We start from the raw sequence: 19945 nt of genomic DNA, 5'->3' as shown, positions 1-19945 counted from the left end.
ACTACTTCTTGCCAGCCGGCTTAGCAGCACCTTTCTTCGGCCGTTTCGCCCCATATTTGGAACGACCTTGATTTCTCTGCTGAACACCCGCAGCGTCGAGGGAACCTCGCACGATATGGTACCTAACCCCCGGTAAATCCTTAACCCGACCTCCTCTGACAAGCACCACCGAGTGCTCTTGTAAATTGTGCCCAATTCCTGGAATATAAGCAGTTACCTCGATTCCGTTGGTCAATCTAACCCGGGCCACTTTTCTCAGGGCCGAATTTGGTTTCTTGGGCGTGGTGGTGTACACTCGCGTACAGACCCCTCGCTTTTGGGGGGATTCTTTAAGGGCTGGAGCAGTTGACTTTTTTTCTACTTCCTCTCTCCCTTTTCTGATCAGTTGACTAATGGTTGGCACCAGACTACACCTCCTTCCCGCTCTACTCTTCCACGATAGCCGCTGAGGCCGAACCTACATCTATCCCGCAGGCTTTTCCCAACACAGCCATTGTATCAATAAAAACCACCGGAATACTTTTTTCCTGACATAATTGGAGTAAGGGTTTGGTCACATGCGCTTCAGCATCCTGGGCTAAATAAACCACCTTAGCAATCCCTTTTTCCACTGCTTTTTGGGTTTGTTTGGTGCCAATTGTTTTCTTGCGGGCGGCCTTTAACCTCTCTAATGGCATGTTTCTCTCCCTCCAACAATTTACACACTTTAATATTTTAGCACCTGGTCCAGGCAGTGTCAATCTGTTTCCGCCTCTGACTCATTATCGCTGGGTATAACCCGGATATTACGATAACGTGACATACCGGTACCCGCCGGAATCAGCTTGCCAATAATCACGTTTTCCTTTAAGCCAAGGAGTGGATCAACTTTGCCTTTGATTGCCGCTTCGGTTAGAACCCGCGTTGTTTCCTGGAACGAAGCTGCCGAAAGGAACGAATCCGTCGCCAGCGAAGCTTTAGTAATTCCCAAGAGAACCGGTCTGGCGGTAGCTGGTTCACCTCCCTCGGCGATTACCCGGGCATTTTCGTCTTCAAAATCAAAAACATCGATTAATCCGCCGGGGAGCAGGTCGGTGTCCCCCGGGTCATCCACCTTGACTTTCCGGAGCATCTGCCGGATCATGACCTCGATGTGTTTATCGTTGATATCAACCCCCTGTAAACGATATACCCTTTGCACTTCTCGCAGGAGGTAAGTCTGAACTCCGCGCACGCCTTTCACTTTAAGGATGTCGTGCGGATTCACTGAACCCTCAGTGAGTTCGTCACCCGCTTCGACTCGTTGTCCATCCCGCACCTTCAGACGCGAACCATAAGGAATCTGGTAGGAGTACTTCTCGTCAGTGTCATTAATAATCTCAATCTCCCGCCGGCCCTTGGTTTCAGTAATCTTAACCACACCATCAATTTCTGCGATCACCGCCTGGCCTTTCGGTTTGCGGGCCTCAAATAACTCTTCTACCCGGGGTAGACCCTGCGTGATATCGTCACCCGCCACGCCGCCGGTGTGGAAAGTCCGCATCGTCAATTGGGTACCCGGTTCACCGATTGACTGAGCCGCGATAATACCAACCGCTTCGCCAATCTCAACCAGATGACCCGTGGCCAGATTTCGTCCGTAGCACTTGCGGCAAACTCCGTACCGCGTCTTGCAGGCCAGCACCGATCTGATTTCCACATGCTGGATACCTGCTGCCTTGATCCGGTGAGCCTTATCTTCATCAATTTCCTGATCATGCTCAACAATGATTTCGCCGGTAGCCGGGTCAACCACATCAACGGCAGCGAAGCGGCCAATCAAACGCTCTTCGAGTTTCTCAATAACTTCGGTACCATCTTTAATCTCGTCAACCCGGACTCCGCTCTGCGTACCGCAATCTTCCTCCCTGACAATCACATCCTGGGCCACATCCACCAGGCGGCGGGTTAAATAACCTGAATCTGCCGTCCGCAGCGCGGTATCGGCCAGCCCTTTACGGGCACCGTGGGTTGAGGTAAAGTACTCCAACACCGTCAAACCTTCTCTGAAATTAGCTTTAATCGGCAGGTCGATGATTCGTCCAGATGGGTCAGCCATCAGCCCCCTCATCCCAGCTAACTGGCGAATCTGTTGGATGTTACCCCGGGCCCCGGAATTAGCCATCATGTAGACCGGGTTGAATTTATCCAGGGTCTTTAACAAAGCATTGGTCACATCGTCCGTGGCCTTATTCCAAATACCAATAATCTTCTGGTATCGCTCGTCCTCCGTGATCAAACCGCGCCGATATTGCTGCTCGATCTGTTCTACTGCCGCTTCGGCCTTGGCCAGGATCTCATGTTTCTCTGGCGGCACCTGGATGTCTGTTATTCCAATAGTAATTCCCGCCTTGGTGGAGTAGTTAAAGCCGAGCTTCTTAATGCCGTCGAGCATCCTGGCGGTGCCTTCGTTGCCTAAGGCACGGTAGCACTTATCGACGATCTGTCCCAGTTCTTTTTTACCAACGACTTGGTTAATAAATCCAACTTCTGGTGGAATAACCTGGTTAAAGATTAGCCTTCCAAGCGTCGTGTTAATGCGTTGACCATTGTGCCGGACCAAGATTTTGGCGTGTAAATCAAGGTCACCATTTTGGTAAGCCATAAATGCTTCCTCATAACTGGAAAAAGCCTTGCCTTCCCCTTTGGCCCCCTCTTTTTCCACCGTTAGGTAGTAACAACCCAAGACCATGTCCTGCGTCGGCGTGACCACTGGCCGGCCATCCTTGGGGTTCAGAATGTTGTGCGACGAGAGCATCAGTAACCGGGCTTCCGCCTGCGCCTCAGCTGATAAGGGAACATGGACAGCCATCTGGTCGCCGTCAAAGTCAGCGTTGTAAGCCGTACAGACCAGTGGATGAATCTGCAGAGCACGGCCTTCAACCAAGACCGGCTCAAAAGCCTGGATCCCCAAACGATGTAGGGTTGGCGCCCGGTTCAACAAGACGGGATGTTCCTTTATCACCTCTTCCAAAACATCCCAAACCTCATTGCGAACTCGCTCCACCATCCGCTTGGCACTTTTAATGTTGTGGGCATAACCATCGTTCACCAGTTTTTTCATGACAAAGGGCTTAAACAACTCCAGGGCCATTTCTTTGGGCAGGCCACACTGGTTAAGCTTTAATTCAGGGCCAACCACAATTACTGACCGGCCTGAATAGTCAACCCGTTTCCCGAGCAAGTTTTGCCTGAACCGGCCCTGTTTACCTTTGAGCATATCACTCAAAGACTTCAAAGGCCGGTTACCCGGTCCGGTGACCGGGCGGCCACGCCGCCCGTTATCGATCAAAGCATCCACTGCTTCCTGCAGCATCCGCTTCTCATTACGCACGATGATGTCCGGCGCACCCAAATCTAGCAAGCGCTTCAACCGGTTATTCCGATTGATCACCCGCCGGTACAGGTCATTTAGGTCAGAAGTAGCAAACCGCCCACCATCTAATTGGACCATCGGCCGCAACTCAGGCGGGATCACCGGAATGACATCCATAATCATCCATTCCGGGCGGTTGCCGGACTTCTTAAAGGCTTCCACCACTTCCAACCGGCGGATCGCCCTGATCTTACGCTGGCCACTGACTTCCTTTAATTCCTGACGGAGCTCTCGGATCAACTCATCCAGGTTCATCTCTTCCAGCAGCTCTTTGATCGCCTCCGCGCCCATGCCGGCATGGAATTTATTTCCATACTTCTCCCGGTATTCCCGATATTCAGTCTCGGTGAGCAACTGTTTTTTCATCAGCGGGGTATCACCGGGATCAATAACAATGTAAGAAACGAAGTACAAGACTTTTTCAAGCGAACGCGGCGACATATCGAGGAGCAAACCCATCCGGCTGGGTATCCCCTTAAAATACCAGATGTGGGAAACCGGGGCGGCCAGTTCGATATGTCCCAGTCTTTCTCGTCTGACTTTAGAACGGGTTACCTCAACACCACAGCGATCACAAACAATTCCTTTGTAACGTACGCGTTTGTACTTACCGCAGTGACATTCCCAGTCCCGGGTCGGGCCGAAAATCTTTTCACAGAACAGCCCTTCCCTTTCAGGCTTTAGCGTTCGGTAGTTGATCGTCTCGGGTTTCTTAACCTCCCCGCTCGACCAGGCTCGGATTTGCTCCGGTGAAGCCAGTCCAATCCGCATGCGGTCAAAGTTATTTACGTCCAACACAGGCCTCTCCCCCTCCCGCTTAGAATTCATCTTCTGCCAATTCGTCTACGTCTTCGTCAAGCTCCCCTTCGTCTAACGGCTCCAGTTCACCTATGGTCTCGTCGTCTTCATCGACATCTTCGCTTTCATCCTCATAGTTATCAACAACCTCACCCTGGATGTCCAGCCCCAGTTCCTTGGCTGTTTCATTGATATCTTCTTCAACCTCTTTGATCTCAATTTCTTCGTCGTATTCGGATAAAACTTTGATGTCCAAACCAAGACTTTGTAGTTCCTTAATTAAGACCTTAAACGATTCAGGGACACCCGGCTCGGGGACATTTTCCCCTTTGACAATGGCCTCGTAGGTTTTGACCCGGCCAACTACGTCGTCCGACTTAACCGTCAATATTTCTTGCAAGGTATAGGACGCCCCATAGGCCTCCAGTGCCCAGACCTCCATCTCGCCAAATCGCTGACCTCCAAACTGGGCTTTACCACCCAAGGGCTGCTGGGTGACCAGCGAATACGGCCCCGTTGAGCGGGCGTGGATCTTGTCATCGACTAGGTGAGCCAGTTTCAGCATGTAAACATAACCGACAGTAATGGGATTGTCAAAAGGTTCGCCTGTTCGTCCGTCGTAAAGAATAGTTTTACCGTTCTCAGGCAACCCGGCTTTCTTTAAGGTTTCCACTATTGCTTCCTCACTGGCCCCATCAAATACTGGCGTTGCAACCTTAATACCCAAAGTTTTTGCCGCCCAGCCCAGATGACACTCCAGGACCTGCCCGATATTCATCCGAGAAGGAACCCCAAGCGGATTGAGGACAATCTCAATTGGTGTCCCGTCCGGCATAAATGGCATGTCTTCTTCGGGTAAGATCCGGGAAATAACCCCCTTGTTGCCGTGGCGACCCGCCATCTTATCCCCTTCAGATATTTTCCGTTTCTGCGCGATGTAGACACGCACCAATTGGTTGACACCCGGGGCCAACTCATCGCCGTTCTCCCGGGAAAAGACTTTAACGTCAACGACCTTCCCCGCCTCACCGTGCGGGACCCGCAGCGAGGTATCGCGAACCTCTCTTGCTTTTTCGCCAAAGATCGCTCGTAATAACCTTTCCTCCGCCGTCAGTTCAGTTTCCCCCTTGGGAGTAACCTTCCCCACCAGGATATCGCCCGGTCGGACTTCCGCCCCGACCCGGATAATCCCACGCTCATCGAGGTCCTTGAGCACGTCTTCCCCCACGTTAGGGATATCCCGAGTAATTTCTTCCGGCCCCAACTTGGTGTCCCGGGCATCGCACTCGTATTCCTCGATGTGAATGGAGGTAAACATGTCTTCTTTGACCAGTTTTTCGCTGATCAGGATGGCATCCTCGTAGTTGTAACCTTCCCAGGTCATAAAAGCGACCAGGACATTCCGCCCCAGGGCTAACTCCCCATGATCCGTCGAAGGCCCATCGGCGATAATCTCCCCTGCCTCAACTCTTTGCCCTTTAGAAACAATTGGCTTCTGGTTTATGCATGTCCCTTGATTGGAACGATTAAACTTAAGCAGCTTATAGCGATCGATTTTGCCGCTATCTGTCTTAATGAGGATCTCATCACCGGTCACACGCGAGACAGTTCCACCTTCCCGCGCAATAACAACAACCCCCGAATCGCGCGCTGCCTTGTATTCCATCCCGGTTCCCACCAGTGGTGAATCAGTCCGCAGAAGCGGTACGGCCTGCCGTTGCATGTTGGAACCCATCAAGGCCCGGTTAGCATCATCGTGCTCCAGGAAAGGGATCAAAGCCGTCGCGATACTAACCACCTGCTTCGGAGAAACGTCCATGTAGTCAACCTCCTCAGCCGGCACCACCAGAATCTTGCTGCCGTACCGGGCGTTGACCCGACTTGTTTTAAAACGGCCGTGCTCGTCAAGAGGGGCATTCGCCTGAGCAATGATAAATTGGTCTTCCTCATCTGCAGTCAGGTATTCAATTTCATTGGTGACAACACCCTTTTCTTTATCAACTTTCCGATAAGGTGTCTCAATAAACCCGTACTCGTTAATCCGGGCATAGGTGCTTAAAGAACCGATCAGGCCGATGTTAGGACCTTCCGGCGTCTCGATTGGACACATTCGCCCGTAGTGCGAATGATGAACGTCCCGCACCTCAAATCCAGCGCGCTCTCGACTCAAGCCCCCTGGCCCCAGGGCACTAAGCCGGCGTTTATGTGTCAACTCAGCCAGCGGGTTCGTCTGATCCATAAACTGTGACAACTGGCTGCTCCCAAAAAACTCCTTGATTGCCGCCACCACTGGACGAATATTAATCAAAACTTGGGGCGTAATTACGTCCACGTCTTGAATGGTCATCCGCTCCCGGACCACCCGCTCCATACGCGATAACCCAATCCGGAACTGATTCTGCAGGAGTTCTCCCACTGAGCGTAAGCGACGATTACCCAGGTGGTCAATATCGTCAACCACACCTTCGCCCTTCATTAATTTCAACAGGTACCCCAGCACGGCCACGATGTCTTCTTTGGTCAGATTACTGACATCAAGCGGAACCTGAATCTTCAACTTCTTATTTAGTTTATAACGTCCGACGTTAGCCAGGTCATAACGCTTAGGGTCAAAGAATAATGCTTCCAGCAGCGACCTGGCACTCTCAACCGTTGGCGGCTCGCCCGGTCTGAGTCGCTTATAAATTTCCACCAGCGCTTCTTCTTCCGATTCTGTGTTGTCCCGGTCTAAAGTGATGCGAATATACTCGTCGCCTTCAAACAAAGACATGATCTGGGCATTGGTGGAGTACCCGAGTGCGCGTATCAAAACTGTGGCCGGGAGCTTCCGCGTCCGGTCAACGCGGACAAAAATGTTATCATTAACATCCGTCTCGAATTCCAACCAGGCCCCACGGTTAGGGATCACTGTCGCCCCGTAGAGTTTTTTTCCACTGGAGTCAATCTGCTCAGCATAGTACACACCGGGCGAGCGGACCAACTGGCTGACGATAACCCGCTCTGCTCCATTAATAATGAAAGTCCCCTTTTCCGTCATCAAGGGGAAGTCCCCCATAAAAACCTCTTGTTCTTTTAATTCGCCGGTTTCCTTGTTGTGTAGCCGTACTTTAACTCGCAGAGGAGCCGCATACGTAACGTCTCTCTCTTTACACTCGTCCACCGAATATTTGGGATCTCCCAGGGTATAGTCAATAAATTCTAAAACCAGGTTGCCAGTAAAGTCCTGGATTGGAGAAATATCTTGAAACAATTCCCGCAAACCCACGTTGAGAAACCAATTATACGAATTTTGTTGGATCTCAATAAGGTTGGGCATTTCTAAAACTTCATCGATTTTGGCATAACTCCACCTGACTCTTTTCCCTACCTGGACTGGATAAACCATGGTACCTCACCCCTTATCATGTTGGTAAAATCCCGCCGCACCGGAAGACTTAAAGGAAACCAGATATATGAAACCACAGACAGTTAAAAGCAAGGCTTAGCCTTTGTTAAACCTCGCTTTCCACCCATGGTTAAATATTCGGCCTTATCTAGCTATTGTTACCACTTCCACTAGAATTATGCACACAAATGGACGTCCTTACCAATTGTCCCTACTAAAGATGCCATTTTTTAATGTTAGCACAAGAGATGTTGATTGTCAAGGAATTTGCAGGAAAAACTGCCGCTTTTTTTGAGGTGGGACAAAAGGATAAACTGGACACCCCGTATAACGAAGTGTCCAGTCTGATGGTTCTGTAGACGAAAACCTTACTTAATCTCCACGGAGGCACCAGCTTCAACCAACTTGGCCTTGATGGCTTCAGCCTCTTCCTTACTGATCTTTTCTTTGACAGGTTTCGGGGCACCATCAACCAAATCCTTCGCTTCCTTCAGCCCTAAACCGGTAATCTCGCGCACTACCTTGATGACGTTGATCTTCTTATCACCAGCGCTAGCCAGGATAACGTCAAATTCGGTTTGAGCCTCTTCCACCGGCGCTGCCGCAGCAGCTACTGGTGCTGCCGCTACCGCTACCGGGGCCGCAGCTGTAACGCCAAACTCCTCTTCAAAAGCCTTGACCAGTTCGGCTAATTCCAGAACGGTCATGCCCTTTACCATTTCCAGGATTTCAGCAACCTTACTCATTTATTTCACCTCCTTAAACCCTTCTGAGTCTTTATTTATAGGTTAAGATAAAGCAAACTTGGCTTGCGCCAAGGTTTAGCGCAGGTATAGGTCTTAGTTGCATTATGTTGAGCAGGAAGTTATATCTCTGAGCAACCAAGGCTAAGCTTCTTTTTGTTTCCTGACGGCATCCAGGGCATAAACAAACTTGCGAATCGGCCCCTGCAGAACATTGACCCAGGCCGTGATCGGCGCTTGCATCGCCCCCACGACTTTAGCCAGGAGCACCTCTCGGGACGGTAAATCAGCCAGGGCTTTTACCCCTTCGAGGTCGATAACCTTTCCTTCCAAAACCCCGCCTTTTATAGCAAAGTTTTTGTTTGTCTTGGCAAACTCAGACAAAATTTTCGCTGGCGCCACGGGATCATCGCTAAAAGCAATGGCCGTCGGGCCTTTTAAATATACTTCCAGTTCATCCAATCCAATGTCTTTGACCGCGATTGTAGCAAGTGTGTTTTTAACTACCCGATATTCAATTCCAGCTTCGCGCAGCTGATTTCTCAATTTTGTCACTTCTTTTACGTTAAGTCCGCGGTAATCAGTTAAAACTGCGCTCTTGGAACGCTGGAGCTTTTCTCTAATCTCAGTGACAACCTGCTTCTTGGCTTCGATATTCGGCACTCATTTTCACCTCCTCACAAAAACTTAAGCCTCTGCAGACAACAGAGGCTATAATAAACAGAGTAATTAAGACTCCGAAAATTTGCCTTAACCTCGGTAGGCGGGTTAATTAAACCCCTTACGTGTCCCCACACCTACTGTCTACAGTTAATTAATGGTATTATATTCTCACGCTGGAGCTCATTTTAGCACACAGTGGCAACCACTGTCAACTGCAGAACATTTCACCGCAAACGAGAACTGGCGTTAACCAATTAGCCCTCTCTGGTCAGAGCTTTCAGCGGATTGATTCTAATCCCCGGGCCCATCGACGACGAAACCGTGATGCTTTTCAGATATTGCCCCTTGGCCGCGGCTGGTCTAGCGCGAACCAATGTCTCCAGCAATGTCTGATAATTATCTTTCAGTTTGTCCACGTCAAAAGAAACCTTACCGATCGGGGCGTGCACGATTCCCGTCTTATCAACCCGATATTGAATCTTACCTGCTTTAGCTTCTTTGACGGCGCGTTCAATTTCAAAGGTAACCGTACCGACTTTCGGGTTCGGCATCAGGCCTTTCGGGCCTAAAAGCTTACCGAGTTTACCAACTGCCCCCATCATGTCCGGCGTGGCGATCGCGACATCAAAATCAAACCAACCACCCTGGATCCGGGCAATAATATCTTCGGCTCCCACATAATCAGCGCCGGCCTGCTCAGCTTCTTTAGCCTTATCACCTTTGGCAAACACCAGAACTTTACGGGTTTTTCCAATTCCGTGCGGTAAGACTACCGCACCCCGGATTTGCTGGTCAGCGTGTCGGGGGTCAACCCCTAGTTTAACTGCTACTTCGACCGTCTCGTCAAATTTGGCTGGAGCAGCCTTCTTCACCAACTGCAGTGCCTCAACTGGTTCATAAAGCACGGAGCGGTCAACAAGCTTAGCAGCTTCCTGATACTTTTTTCCTCGCTTTTTCATACGTCTACCTCCTCAAGTGGTCGTGACGGAAATGTTCCTCCCACTACCTGGTGAAAGCCTAACCTTCCACAATCTCAATGCCCATGCTCCGGGCCGTCCCTTCGATCATCCGCATCGCGGCGTCGATACTGGCAGCATTCAAGTCTTTCATTTTCATTTCCGCGATTTCTTTGACCTTGCTCTTCGTCACTTTGCCAACCTTCTTACGGTTTGGTTCGCCAGACGCAGTTTCCAAGCCGGCCGCTTTTTTCAACAAGACCGAAGCTGGCGGCGTCTTCAACACAAATGTAAACGAACGGTCATCGTAAACCGTAATTTCTACTGGAATAACCAGACCCGCTTGCGCCGCGGTCTTTTCATTATATTCCTTACAAAAAGCCATAATATTGACACCATACTGACCCAGGGCCGGACCAACTGGAGGGGCGGGAGTCGCCTTACCGGCCTGACACTGCAGTTTAACCAGACCTACTACCTTCTTGGCCATTCTTTCCACCTCCTTCAAGTAAAATGTGGTATGCGGGTAATTATGAATACCCTCCCACCAGGAAAATTGGCTTCATTATCAAATGAGACTGCCAATTTTCTTATTCAAGGGGGGTCACCCCCACTTAAACCTTTTCCACCTGGGAAAAATCAAGCTCGACTGGGGTTTCCCGCCCAAACATCGAGATCAACACTTTTAGCTTGCCTTTATCAGGATAAATCTCCTCTACTGTGCCAATAAAATTCTGAAAAGGCCCAGCGATGACCCGGAGACTCTGCCCAACCACAAAATCAATCTTTGGCTTGGGTTCATCTATTCCCATCTGTTTGAGAATTTGTCTCACTTCAGCCGGCCTCAGCGGGATCGGCTTGTTTCCTGTACCTACAAAACTGGTGACTCCAGGGGTATTGCGGACCACATACCAGGAATCATCGGTCAAAATCATCTCAACCAGAACATAGCCGGGATAGATCTTCCGCTTGGTAATCTTTTTCTTACCATTTTTAATCTCAACTTCATCTTCCATCGGGACAAGAACACGGAAAATCTTGTCACCCATATTCATGGATTCAACCCGTTTTTCCAGGTTGGCCTTAACCTTATTCTCATATCCCGAATAAGTATGAATGACAAACCATTTCGCTTCTTCCATAATTCAAGGGACCCCTAAGCCAGGCCCCTCACCCCCTTGAGAATCACATCAGTTAGTATGGTTGACAATCAAGCCAGAGCCTTGAATAACTGTTCTAAAAGAAAACTCAAGACCGAATCAACCAGCCAAATTAGTAAGGCGACAAAGGCCACTGAGATCAGAACAACACCCGTGTAGGTAATGAGCTCAGAACGATTTGGCCAGTGCACCTTTTTTAGTTCTGACCATACTGTCCGCAAAAAGTTGGTAGTCCTAGTTCGATATTCGCTGAATCGACCAGCCTCGACCCGTTTAATGTTAGCCATCCGTTTCACATCCCTGATCAGGTTTTGAGAATATCCCCACCCAGTATACTTGCAAGTCGGGATGACTATTTAGTTTCTTTATGGAGGGTGTGTGTTTTACAGAACTTGCAGTACTTCTTCATTTCGATCCGGTCCGGATCGTTCTTCTTATTCTTGTTGGTTTGATAATTCCGCTGCTTACATTCTGTACAAGCCAGGGTAACACCAACTCGCATGCAAATCGCCACCTCCTGCCTAAACCACTTATAAGTCAGCTTGCCTTCACTCTTTGACTGTTCAGGAGCTTTTAAAATTTATACGCTTAAGCATAATCATGCCTGAAATCGCTACCCTAAGAATTTATCATAATTTGTATTAACTGTCAATAGCATGCGTGCTTAAGCCTTCTGGCTTTAGGTTATTCCATAGTTTATCATTTTTGACTGTTTTCTAAACGTTAAAAGGGGAAATCGCCAGCCAACGATTTCCCCAATGCAATCTTGAGAAAGGCCTTGCTTTACTTTTTACTCAATGATCCCGGTAACCACACCAGCGCCAACCGTCCGGCCGCCTTCCCGAATCGCGAACCTTAAACCCTCTTCGATGGCGATCGGGGTGATCAACTCGATGGTCATCCGGATGTTGTCTCCCGGCATAACCATTTCTACGCCCTCAGGCAGGGTAACTACGCCCGTTACATCAGTCGTCCGGAAATAAAACTGTGGCCGATACCCGTTGAAAAACGGTGTGTGCCGTCCACCTTCTTCTTTCGTCAGAACGTAGACTTCCGACTGAAACTTGGTGTGCGGTTTGATCGAGCCCGGTTTGGCCAGCACCATCCCCCGCTCTACTTCTTTCCGCTCCACGCCCCGCAGCAGGGTTCCAATGTTGTCTCCAGCTACCGCCTGGTCTAATAGCTTCCGGAACATTTCTACCCCAGTACACACCGTCTTCCGGGTGGCTTCCCGTAAACCAACGATTTCTACTTCATCCCCTACCTTGACGGTCCCCCGCTCGACCCGACCAGTCGCTACGGTGCCCCGTCCAGTTATGGTAAAAACATCCTCCACCGGCATCAAGAACGGTTTATCTACATCCCGCTCCGGAATCGGCACGTATTCATCAACGGCATCCATCAAGGCCCAAATCCGACTGCAGTGCGGGCATTCCCGACTCCCACAGCCACACTCTAACGCCTTTAGGGCCGACCCGGGAATTACCGGAATGTCGTCACCCGGAAATTCATATTCATTCAATAGATCCCGCACTTCCATTTCGACCAGTTCCATCAATTCAGGATCGTCTACCATGTCAGCTTTATTCAGGAAAACAACGATGTAAGGCACGCCAACTTGCCGTGCCAGCAGGATGTGTTCACGGGTCTGCGGCATCGGTCCATCAGCCGCTGACACTACCAGAATGGCTCCGTCCATTTGGGCAGCACCAGTGATCATGTTCTTGACGTAGTCGGCGTGACCTGGGCAGTCCACGTGGGCGTAGTGCCGATTGGCAGTTTCGTACTCGACATGGGCGGTCGAGATGGTGATCCCTCTTTCTTTTTCTTCTGGTGCCTTGTCGATCTGGTCATAAGCCGTCGGTACCGCGCCGCCCACTTTGGACAACACATAGGTGATTGCCGCGGTCAAAGTGGTCTTGCCGTGGTCAACGTGGCCAATCGTGCCCACATTCACGTGAGGTTTGGTTCTTTCAAATTTTTTCTTAGCCATGGACCTTTCTTCCTCCTTATTAACTTCTTATCCGATATAAAATTTTGTCTATTCAGGATCAACACTTTACGCTTATTCTACACCGGTGGAAAAAATCCTGCCGATTTTAGGAAAAACCTATCTTTTAGATTGCCAAAAATGCTTTTTTTTATTCTTGCTTTCTCCAACCATATACAATCTAGGGACAATTTGAATACCTTTATTCGCTCAAGCCCAGATGATGCACCAAGTCCCCCAAAAATTTCTCGGCCTGGGCGTGGACAACCACTACAGCCCGCTGGTCCCACGGAGTTGGCTCTCGGTTGACAATGATTAACTGCCGTGCCAGTCTTGGCAGGTCAGCTACCGGATATACCTGCAAACTACTGCCTACCACCAGCATGAGATCGCAATTAACAGCCTCATCAACAGCCCGATAATAATCTTCTCCCATAGGGTCCTCAAAAAGCACCACATCCGGACGCAGGATACCCTGGCACACCTGACACCGGGGAGGATTAATACCACGGTTATACTGCTCGGTCAACTCAGCGAACGGATACTGTTGCGCGCACTGCAAACAATGGCAACTCCGTAAGTGTCCATGAACTTCCCATACCTTTAGTGAGCCCGCTTTCCGGTGCAAACCATCGATATTCTGGGTGATCACCCCATAAATTAGCCCGCTTTTTTCGAGAAGAGCTAGAGAACGGTGAACAGCATTAGGTTCAGCTTCGAGGTAACTAGCCCAGCGCAGCAGACTAAAAGAGTAAAATTCCGCGGGATTGTTTAAAAGCGCTGTTACACTAGCTCTTTGCATTGGGTTGTACTTTTCCCACAGGCCCGTGCCCTTGCTACGGTAGTCAGGAATACCACTCCCAGTACTCGCTCCGGCACCAGTTAGAGCTAAGGTTTTGCGGGATTGCCTCAACATCTCAGCCGTTTTTAACACTGCCTCATGTAGATCCTCCATTGAATCACCTCCCATTTCAAGTTTATTATACCGTAGTCCCTTAAGGATAGCCTAGCCAGAAAAATGAAATTTACTTAAAAAAAGCCACTAAATCAAAAAGCTGCTGCTCGATCCTTTAGCTTGAGAACTGTTTACCAAAGAAGAAAGACCTATCTGATATGATAGGTCTACGCATTTTACTTGGTAGCGGTGCAGGGATTTGAACCCCGGACACTGCGGGTATGAACCGCATGCTCTAGCCAACTGAGCTACACCGCCAGATTTGGAGCCGATAACCGGGATTGAACCGGTGACCTTATCCTTACCAAGGATACGCTCTGCCAACTGAGCTATATCGGCATGTTGGTTGCGGGGGCTGGACTTGAACCAGCAACCTTCGGGTTATGAGCCCGACGAGCTACCAACTGCTCCACCCCGCGATAAATATTTTTGATAAATAATTTTTTATTGAAAAATGGTGGAGGGGGAAGGATTTGAACCTTCGAAGGCGGTGCCAACAGATTTACAGTCTGCCCCCTTTGGCCACTCGGGAACCCCTCCAAATAAGGTTGGACGTCAGATGTTGGAAACCCACCCAAGTTGCGCCGTGTTCCAACCTCGTACCTCCAACAAAATTGGAGCCGACGATGGGACTCGAACCCGCAACCTGCTGATTACAAGTCAGCTGCTCTACCGTTGAGCTACGTCGGCGCGACTGACAGCTTAGATTATATCACCGCGAATCAATTCAAGTCAAGAGATTTACTTAAATTAAATTATGGTAAATGAGGTGGCAATTGGTTAATTATCATCTCTTTTTTCTAAATATCTTTCAAGTTTACGCTTGACCCGTTGCAATGCGTTATCGATTGATTTAACGTGCCTCTTCAAATCCACAGCGATTTCTTGATATGACTTTCCTTCTAAATACGACATTAAAACCTTCCACTCAAGCGAGCTTAAAATCTCACCCATTTTTTCTTCAATGTCATCGAACTCTTCCCGACTGATGATCAGTTCTTCCGGATCGGTAATCTTAGAACCGGAAATAACATCCAGAAGCGTACGGTCGGAATCTTCGTCATAAATCGGTTTATTTAAGGAAACATATGCGTTTAAAGGAATATGCTTCTGCCTGGTCGCCGTCTTGATGGCAGTGATAATCTGGCGGGTAATACACAATTCAGCAAAAGCACGGAAAGAAGACAACTTATCGCAACGGAAATCCCGAATAGCTTTATAGAGGCCAATCATACCCTCCTGGATAATGTCTTCCCGATCTGCCCCGATCAAGAAATATGATCTGGCTTTGGCCCTGACAAAATTTTTATACTTGTTGATCAAATGCTCGAGAGCCGCGTCATCACCTTCCCGCGCCATTTCGACAATATCTTCATCGGTCATTATTTCGTAAAGATCTATAACTTCTCTCTGAGCATTGAGACTCATCAAAATCGCCTCCACATCAACAGTTTCGTAAATCCCAAAAACTTCAACTTAAAGTCTAGAGGAAGTCTTTAATTCTTTTGCAATAAAAATGACTCTGCTTGAAGTTTACAAGGAAGTCATTTCTTTACGCGCTTATTAGCTATATTGACGATAAAAAGGTATTTCGGGAAAAATACCTTTCAATTTTCCTGTAGACTCAACCATTTACATGACCAGCAAACTTTAATTTTGTCCGAGGAGATTGTCCTCTAGGTAATCAAATAAAAGGCGAGCATCAGGTCTCTATAAATATATCTATGTATACCACGGAGGCGAAATGACAATAAAGAGGGTTGTCCATTTGACATAATTATTATAACTGAAAGCTCTAAAAATCGTCAAGGCATTTTTGGGGGAGGGGCTAACTCTTCTGGCGGCGCCACTCCTCCAGGACTCGGCGTAATTCAGCAGGAAGACGAGCATCAAGAGTAGGTCCGGGGCGGTTTAGGGTTATCTGTCGCCGATTGTCCTGGAGGGTAGAATAAACCAGTTTACGCAGTTCCCTGGCTGGCAGCCGATATGCTCCTTTACCAAAGATTAACCGTTGCTCTATATAGTCTGAAGTAGCTACATAAACCGATAAACCGTCAGGTATTTTCTGCACCATTTTTTCAATTGCCTGATCCGCGGTAACTCCCTCGGGGGTGTAGATCACCTGAATTCCGTCTACAACTTCACTGGTCTGCACCCCACCCCGCACCAGATGGGCATCAAACACCACGATCACCTGGTTACCGCATAATCCTCGCCAATTAGCCAGAATCTCGATCAATTTGTCACGGCCGTGCTCAAGACTTTCCTCGCTGAGCTTGGCTAATTCCGGCCAACCGTTGAGAATGTTGTAGCCGTCAACAATCAAAACATCGATCAAGGCTTATTCCCCTATTCCTATTTCGAATGTAATTGCTGAACCGAGCGCTGGCGCACCACTTCATAGAGGACTACTGAAGCAGCGACCGCCGCATTCAGGGAGTTAACCTGCCCTAACATTGGTAGCTTAATCAAAAAATCACACGTCTCTCTAACCAACCGGCTGACGCCACGTCCTTCCCCACCAACCACCACGACCAGTGGCCCAGTTAGGTTAGCCTCATAGTACAGGCGGGAAGCGGTTACATTCGCTCCCACTACCCAACAGCCAGCTGCTTTCAACTCTTTTAAGGTCTGTACCAGGTTAACCACCCTGGCCACAGCAACATGCTCAATCGCCCCGGCAGAAGCCTTGGCAACCACCCCGGTAACCGGTACGGCCCGCCGCTTCGGAATAATGATTCCGTGGACGCCAGTTGCTTCCGCGGTCCGTATGATCGTTCCCAGGTTATGCGGGTCCTCCAGTCCGTCGAGAGCAACAATCAGCGGGTCTTCCCGTCTGGATCTGGCCAGTTCCAGAATATCCTCAACCTCGACATATTCTTTAGCCGCGACCCAAGCCAGTACTCCCTGGTGAACCGGGGTAGGGCTAACGTTGTCCAAGTATCGCCGTTCGACTTCGGTGACTGGTATACTTCTTTCTTTGGCCAGGGCGTAGATTTCTTTAATTGAACCTTCTCGCGCCCCTTTGGCGATAACGATCCGATTGATTTCCCGCTGTCCCCGTAGGGCCTCAAGCACAGGATTGCGGCCGGCAATGATTTCATCCATGGGCTCACCTTCTGGAATGGAAATATGCAGTTCAGGAGCTTCATTATTTATTCTACCTGATTTACGGCAAGCTAATCGGTACCCGGGACATCAGTTCGCACAACCGTTTGTGCTCCCCCTTCAGGTACAGATAGCCGATCAGTGTTTCCAGGCCCGTGCTGTAACGGTATTCGATCATCTCCGCGCTCTTGGGAACGTGGCCCGATTTAGCGTTTCGGCCACGGCGCATCATCATCTGTTCTTCTTCCGTAAGCTGACTTTCAATTTCTTGCAAGAACTGAGCCTGGAAACTGGCCTGCACCAATTCTACCGCCCGCTGATGGATGTTTTTTACCCTGGTCAGGCCGGCCTCGATTAACCTTGACCGAATATAAAGCTCGTAGACGGCATCTCCGATATAAGCCAGTACCAACGGAGGCAACTGTTCAGGCGGTGGGTTGTTTGTTGGTTCAAAGATCATAAGCCCGCCTCAACCTTCCAACGCGTCCCATTCGGGGTATCTTCTAAAACAACACCTAACCGTTTTAGTTCGTCACGCAGGCGGTCCGCCGTCACCCAATCCTTTCTTTTTTTGGCCGACCAGCGTAGATTGATGAGCAAGTCAAGCAGCCCTTCCAGGATATTTCCCTGCGACATTCGCTGTACCCGAACTCCCTGCGGGGTATCTTCCAGGACTATTCCCAGTGATTTGAGCTGTTCCTGAATAATATCGGCCACACTCCAGTTTTTGGCTTGCCGGGCTTCTTGTCGCACCGCCATCGTCAACTGGAGCAATTTCTCAATCAGACGGTCACTTCCCGCTTCGTCCTGGAGGGTCAATATACCCAGCACATCTCCCCCAAGTCTGGACATAATCCGAACCGCTTGGCTGAGTGCCTGGCAGGAAGCCGCATCAGGAACAAACTCACTGTTGTTCAAAAATAGGTTGATCTCACGGGCCAGATCGAAAAGATTAGCAATCCCGAGGGCCGTGTTGAAATCATCGTCCATGGCTTCAATAAACGCCTGTTCCAGTTCTTTTATACGGTTAAAAAATGTTAAGCTGCGCCCGGCGATTTCCACTTCACCGGTGCTCTCGCCTGTTTTCTTCAGGGTTTCCTCAGCCAAACGATAGGCATTCTTTAACCTTTCTAAACCGCGCCGGCTCATTTCTAGTTTTGTATCATCAAAATCCAATGGACTCCGGTAATGGGTGGACAGGAGATAGAAACGAACAACATCTCCGGAAAACTTGGTCAGAATATCCCGCAGGATAAAAAAGTTTCCCAGCGACTTCGACATCTTCTCCTGATTGACAGTAATGAATCCGTTGTGCATCCAGTAGTGGGCAAACGGACGACCATCCCCATAGGCTTCCGACTGGGCAATCTCGTTCTCGTGGTGCGGGAAGATCAGATCAAAACCACCACCGTGAATATCAAACCCGAACCCCAGGTACTTGAGGGACATAGCCGAACATTCGATGTGCCAACCCGGTCGGCCAGGCCCCCAGGGGCTTTCCCAGGCAGGCTCACCTGGTTTAGCCGCTTTCCACAGAGCAAAGTCCATTGGGTTCCTCTTCCGGACATCAACCTCTACCCGGGCACCGGCCTGCAAGTCGTCTAAAGACCGCCCCGAAAGCTTACCGTAATCAGCAAACTGCTCTACACTATAATAGACGTCTCCCTCAATTTCGTAGGCATACCCTTTGTTGATTAAGGTTTGGATCATCTCAATGATCTCTGGGAGATGTTCACTTACCCGGGGGTGAACATCGGCCCTCATAACCCCCAAGGCATCGGCATCCTCAAAGTAAGCGGCGATGTATTTTTCGGCCAGAGCTAGAGGAGCTAACTGTTCTTCCTGCGCTCGGTTAATAATTTTATCGTCGATGTCGGTGAAGTTCTGAACGTAGACCACCTGATAACCCCGGTAGGTAAAATACCGGCGCACTGTATCGAAAACCACCAGCGGCCGAGCATTACCCAGATGGATATAATTATAGGTAGTTGGTCCACAGACATACATCCTAATCTTATTTGGTTCCCGCGAGATAAACCTTTCTTTTTGTCTGGTTAGGGTATTGTAAATCCTGATGCTCATTCCGCTCTTCCTCCAACTCCGCCAATCGGTTTTCTAATTCCTCAATCCGTTTTTGCAGGGTAGTGATCATCTCCGCCACCGGGTCGGGCAGCAGGTGGTGCCGCAGGTCAATCTGGCCGTCGGCATTGTCAACTTTTACTCCGTCACGGACCACGATCCGACCCGGCACCCCCACGACAGTACAATTGGGCGGTACACTGCTCAAGACTACTGAGCCAGCGCCGATGCGGACATTGTCGCCCACGGTAAATGACCCCAATACCTTAGCCCCGGTAGCGATTACCACATTGTTACCAATGGTCGGATGCCGTTTCCCTTTTTCCTTGCCGGTCCCGCCGAGGGTTACTCCCTGATAAAGAGTAACGTTATTGCCAATCTCAGCCGTTTCTCCGATGACCACCCCGGCCCCGTGATCAATGAAGAGCCCTTCTCCAATCTTGGCTCCCGGGTGGATTTCAATGCCGGTAATGTGTCGACTCCAGTGAGAAATCATTCTCGCTAATAGATACCATTTACGTTTATAACAAAAATGGGCGATCCGGTGAAAGAAAATGGCGTGAAAACCAGGATAACAAAGAATAATCTCCCAAACAGTCTTGACCGCTGGGTCGCGTTCAAATATTACTTCAATATCACGCTTGATTTGCTTAAGAAACCGAAACATCTGATATCCTCCTTTCTAAAATTAATAAATTGGTTAAATTAAAAACC

19 protein-coding genes, 5 tRNA genes and 1 other annotated feature are annotated in these 19945 nt (G+C 49.3%); all 24 genes read right to left on the bottom strand.

Annotation, left to right across the window (positions count from 1 at the left end):
* Position 1: 1 nt before the first annotated feature.
* The gene (locus tag HPY81_05930; GenBank protein ID NPV26987.1) at positions 2-403 is read right to left on the bottom strand and encodes a 30S ribosomal protein S12; all 402 of its coding nucleotides are present in this window, start codon (positions 401-403) and stop codon (positions 2-4) included.
* A 22-nt stretch (positions 404-425) separates the two neighbouring features.
* Positions 426-677, bottom strand: coding sequence for a 50S ribosomal protein L7Ae-like protein (locus HPY81_05925; GenBank protein ID NPV26986.1), 252 nt, complete (start codon positions 675-677; stop codon positions 426-428).
* 59 nt (positions 678-736) lie between these two features.
* Complete coding sequence (gene rpoC / locus HPY81_05920; protein ID NPV26985.1) at positions 737-4192, bottom strand: DNA-directed RNA polymerase subunit beta'; 3456 nt, start codon at positions 4190-4192, stop codon at positions 737-739.
* Positions 4193-4211: 19 nt separating this feature from the next.
* A complete protein-coding gene (gene rpoB / locus HPY81_05915) occupies positions 4212-7577 on the bottom strand; it encodes a DNA-directed RNA polymerase subunit beta (GenBank protein ID NPV26984.1) in 3366 nt (1121 codons plus the stop codon).
* Positions 7578-7945: 368 nt separating this feature from the next.
* The gene (rplL, locus tag HPY81_05910; protein ID NPV26983.1) at positions 7946-8323 is read right to left on the bottom strand and encodes a 50S ribosomal protein L7/L12; all 378 of its coding nucleotides are present in this window, start codon (positions 8321-8323) and stop codon (positions 7946-7948) included.
* A gap of 141 nt (positions 8324-8464) precedes the next feature.
* Complete coding sequence (locus HPY81_05905) at positions 8465-8983, bottom strand: 50S ribosomal protein L10 (GenBank protein NPV26982.1); 519 nt, start codon at positions 8981-8983, stop codon at positions 8465-8467.
* Between the two features lie 13 nt (positions 8984-8996).
* Positions 8997-9148: a sequence feature (ribosomal protein L10 leader region), on the bottom strand.
* Positions 9149-9237: 89 nt separating this feature from the next.
* The gene (gene rplA, locus HPY81_05900; protein NPV26981.1) at positions 9238-9942 is read right to left on the bottom strand and encodes a 50S ribosomal protein L1; all 705 of its coding nucleotides are present in this window, start codon (positions 9940-9942) and stop codon (positions 9238-9240) included.
* A gap of 58 nt (positions 9943-10000) precedes the next feature.
* Positions 10001-10429, bottom strand: a complete 429-nt coding sequence (gene rplK, locus HPY81_05895; protein ID NPV26980.1) for a 50S ribosomal protein L11 — start codon at positions 10427-10429, stop codon at positions 10001-10003.
* 124 nt (positions 10430-10553) lie between these two features.
* Positions 10554-11081, bottom strand: a complete 528-nt coding sequence (gene nusG / locus HPY81_05890; protein NPV26979.1) for a transcription termination/antitermination protein NusG — start codon at positions 11079-11081, stop codon at positions 10554-10556.
* Positions 11082-11149: 68 nt separating this feature from the next.
* Positions 11150-11386 (bottom strand): preprotein translocase subunit SecE, encoded by a 237-nt coding sequence (secE, locus tag HPY81_05885; protein NPV26978.1) that lies wholly within the window; start codon positions 11384-11386, stop codon positions 11150-11152.
* A gap of 65 nt (positions 11387-11451) precedes the next feature.
* The gene (gene rpmG, locus HPY81_05880) at positions 11452-11601 is read right to left on the bottom strand and encodes a 50S ribosomal protein L33 (protein NPV26977.1); all 150 of its coding nucleotides are present in this window, start codon (positions 11599-11601) and stop codon (positions 11452-11454) included.
* 288 nt (positions 11602-11889) lie between these two features.
* Positions 11890-13092: an elongation factor Tu gene (gene tuf / locus HPY81_05875; GenBank protein NPV26976.1), complete on the bottom strand. Its 1203-nt coding sequence runs from the start codon at positions 13090-13092 to the stop codon at positions 11890-11892.
* A gap of 199 nt (positions 13093-13291) precedes the next feature.
* Positions 13292-14059, bottom strand: a complete 768-nt coding sequence (locus HPY81_05870; GenBank protein NPV26975.1) for an NAD-dependent deacylase — start codon at positions 14057-14059, stop codon at positions 13292-13294.
* A gap of 166 nt (positions 14060-14225) precedes the next feature.
* Positions 14226-14302: transfer RNA gene (locus HPY81_05865), tRNA-Met, on the bottom strand.
* Between the two features lie 5 nt (positions 14303-14307).
* Positions 14308-14383, bottom strand: a tRNA-Thr gene (locus HPY81_05860).
* Between the two features lie 4 nt (positions 14384-14387).
* A tRNA-Met gene (locus HPY81_05855) sits at positions 14388-14463 on the bottom strand.
* 36 nt (positions 14464-14499) lie between these two features.
* A tRNA-Tyr gene (locus HPY81_05850) sits at positions 14500-14584 on the bottom strand.
* A gap of 75 nt (positions 14585-14659) precedes the next feature.
* Positions 14660-14734: transfer RNA gene (locus HPY81_05845), tRNA-Thr, on the bottom strand.
* A 90-nt stretch (positions 14735-14824) separates the two neighbouring features.
* Positions 14825-15472 (bottom strand): RNA polymerase sporulation sigma factor SigH, encoded by a 648-nt coding sequence (sigH, locus tag HPY81_05840; protein NPV26974.1) that lies wholly within the window; start codon positions 15470-15472, stop codon positions 14825-14827.
* 400 nt (positions 15473-15872) lie between these two features.
* The gene (locus tag HPY81_05835) at positions 15873-16382 is read right to left on the bottom strand and encodes an NYN domain-containing protein (GenBank protein ID NPV26973.1); all 510 of its coding nucleotides are present in this window, start codon (positions 16380-16382) and stop codon (positions 15873-15875) included.
* Between the two features lie 17 nt (positions 16383-16399).
* Complete coding sequence (rlmB, locus tag HPY81_05830; GenBank protein ID NPV26972.1) at positions 16400-17152, bottom strand: 23S rRNA (guanosine(2251)-2'-O)-methyltransferase RlmB; 753 nt, start codon at positions 17150-17152, stop codon at positions 16400-16402.
* Positions 17153-17213: 61 nt separating this feature from the next.
* Positions 17214-17612 (bottom strand): ribonuclease III, encoded by a 399-nt coding sequence (locus HPY81_05825; GenBank protein NPV26971.1) that lies wholly within the window; start codon positions 17610-17612, stop codon positions 17214-17216.
* Complete coding sequence (locus HPY81_05820) at positions 17609-19228, bottom strand: cysteine--tRNA ligase (GenBank protein ID NPV26970.1); 1620 nt, start codon at positions 19226-19228, stop codon at positions 17609-17611. The genes HPY81_05825 and HPY81_05820 overlap by 4 nt, the downstream gene beginning before the upstream one ends.
* Positions 19167-19898: a serine O-acetyltransferase gene (gene cysE, locus HPY81_05815; GenBank protein ID NPV26969.1), complete on the bottom strand. Its 732-nt coding sequence runs from the start codon at positions 19896-19898 to the stop codon at positions 19167-19169. The genes HPY81_05820 and cysE overlap by 62 nt, the downstream gene beginning before the upstream one ends.
* Between the last annotated feature and the right edge of the window lie 47 nt (positions 19899-19945).

The sequence above is a fragment of the Bacillota bacterium genome, from assembly GCA_013178045.1.
Taxonomy (GTDB): Bacteria; Bacillota; Ch66; order Ch66; family Ch66; genus Ch66.
Note: the sequence above shows the minus strand (reverse complement) of the source record. Positions and strands in the feature narration are given on the sequence as shown.

Coding starts and splice junctions, on each gene's coding strand:
- HPY81_05925 (NPV26986.1), bottom strand. CDS start 677: ATGCCATTAGAGAGGTTAAAGGCCGCCCGCAAGAAAACAATTGGCACC.
- HPY81_05825 (NPV26971.1), bottom strand. CDS start 17,612: ATGATCTTTGAACCAACAAACAACCCACCGCCTGAACAGTTGCCTCCG.
- tuf (NPV26976.1), bottom strand. CDS start 13,092: ATGGCTAAGAAAAAATTTGAAAGAACCAAACCTCACGTGAATGTGGGC.
- HPY81_05870 (NPV26975.1), bottom strand. CDS start 14,059: ATGGGAGGTGATTCAATGGAGGATCTACATGAGGCAGTGTTAAAAACG.
- rplA (NPV26981.1), bottom strand. CDS start 9,942: ATGAAAAAGCGAGGAAAAAAGTATCAGGAAGCTGCTAAGCTTGTTGAC.
- rpoB (NPV26984.1), bottom strand. CDS start 7,577: ATGGTTTATCCAGTCCAGGTAGGGAAAAGAGTCAGGTGGAGTTATGCC.
- rpmG (NPV26977.1), bottom strand. CDS start 11,601: ATGCGAGTTGGTGTTACCCTGGCTTGTACAGAATGTAAGCAGCGGAAT.
- rlmB (NPV26972.1), bottom strand. CDS start 17,152: ATGGATGAAATCATTGCCGGCCGCAATCCTGTGCTTGAGGCCCTACGG.
- rplL (NPV26983.1), bottom strand. CDS start 8,323: ATGAGTAAGGTTGCTGAAATCCTGGAAATGGTAAAGGGCATGACCGTT.
- nusG (NPV26979.1), bottom strand. CDS start 11,081: ATGGAAGAAGCGAAATGGTTTGTCATTCATACTTATTCGGGATATGAG.
- sigH (NPV26974.1), bottom strand. CDS start 15,472: ATGAGTCTCAATGCTCAGAGAGAAGTTATAGATCTTTACGAAATAATG.
- cysE (NPV26969.1), bottom strand. CDS start 19,898: ATGTTTCGGTTTCTTAAGCAAATCAAGCGTGATATTGAAGTAATATTT.
- secE (NPV26978.1), bottom strand. CDS start 11,386: ATGGCTAACATTAAACGGGTCGAGGCTGGTCGATTCAGCGAATATCGA.
- rplK (NPV26980.1), bottom strand. CDS start 10,429: ATGGCCAAGAAGGTAGTAGGTCTGGTTAAACTGCAGTGTCAGGCCGGT.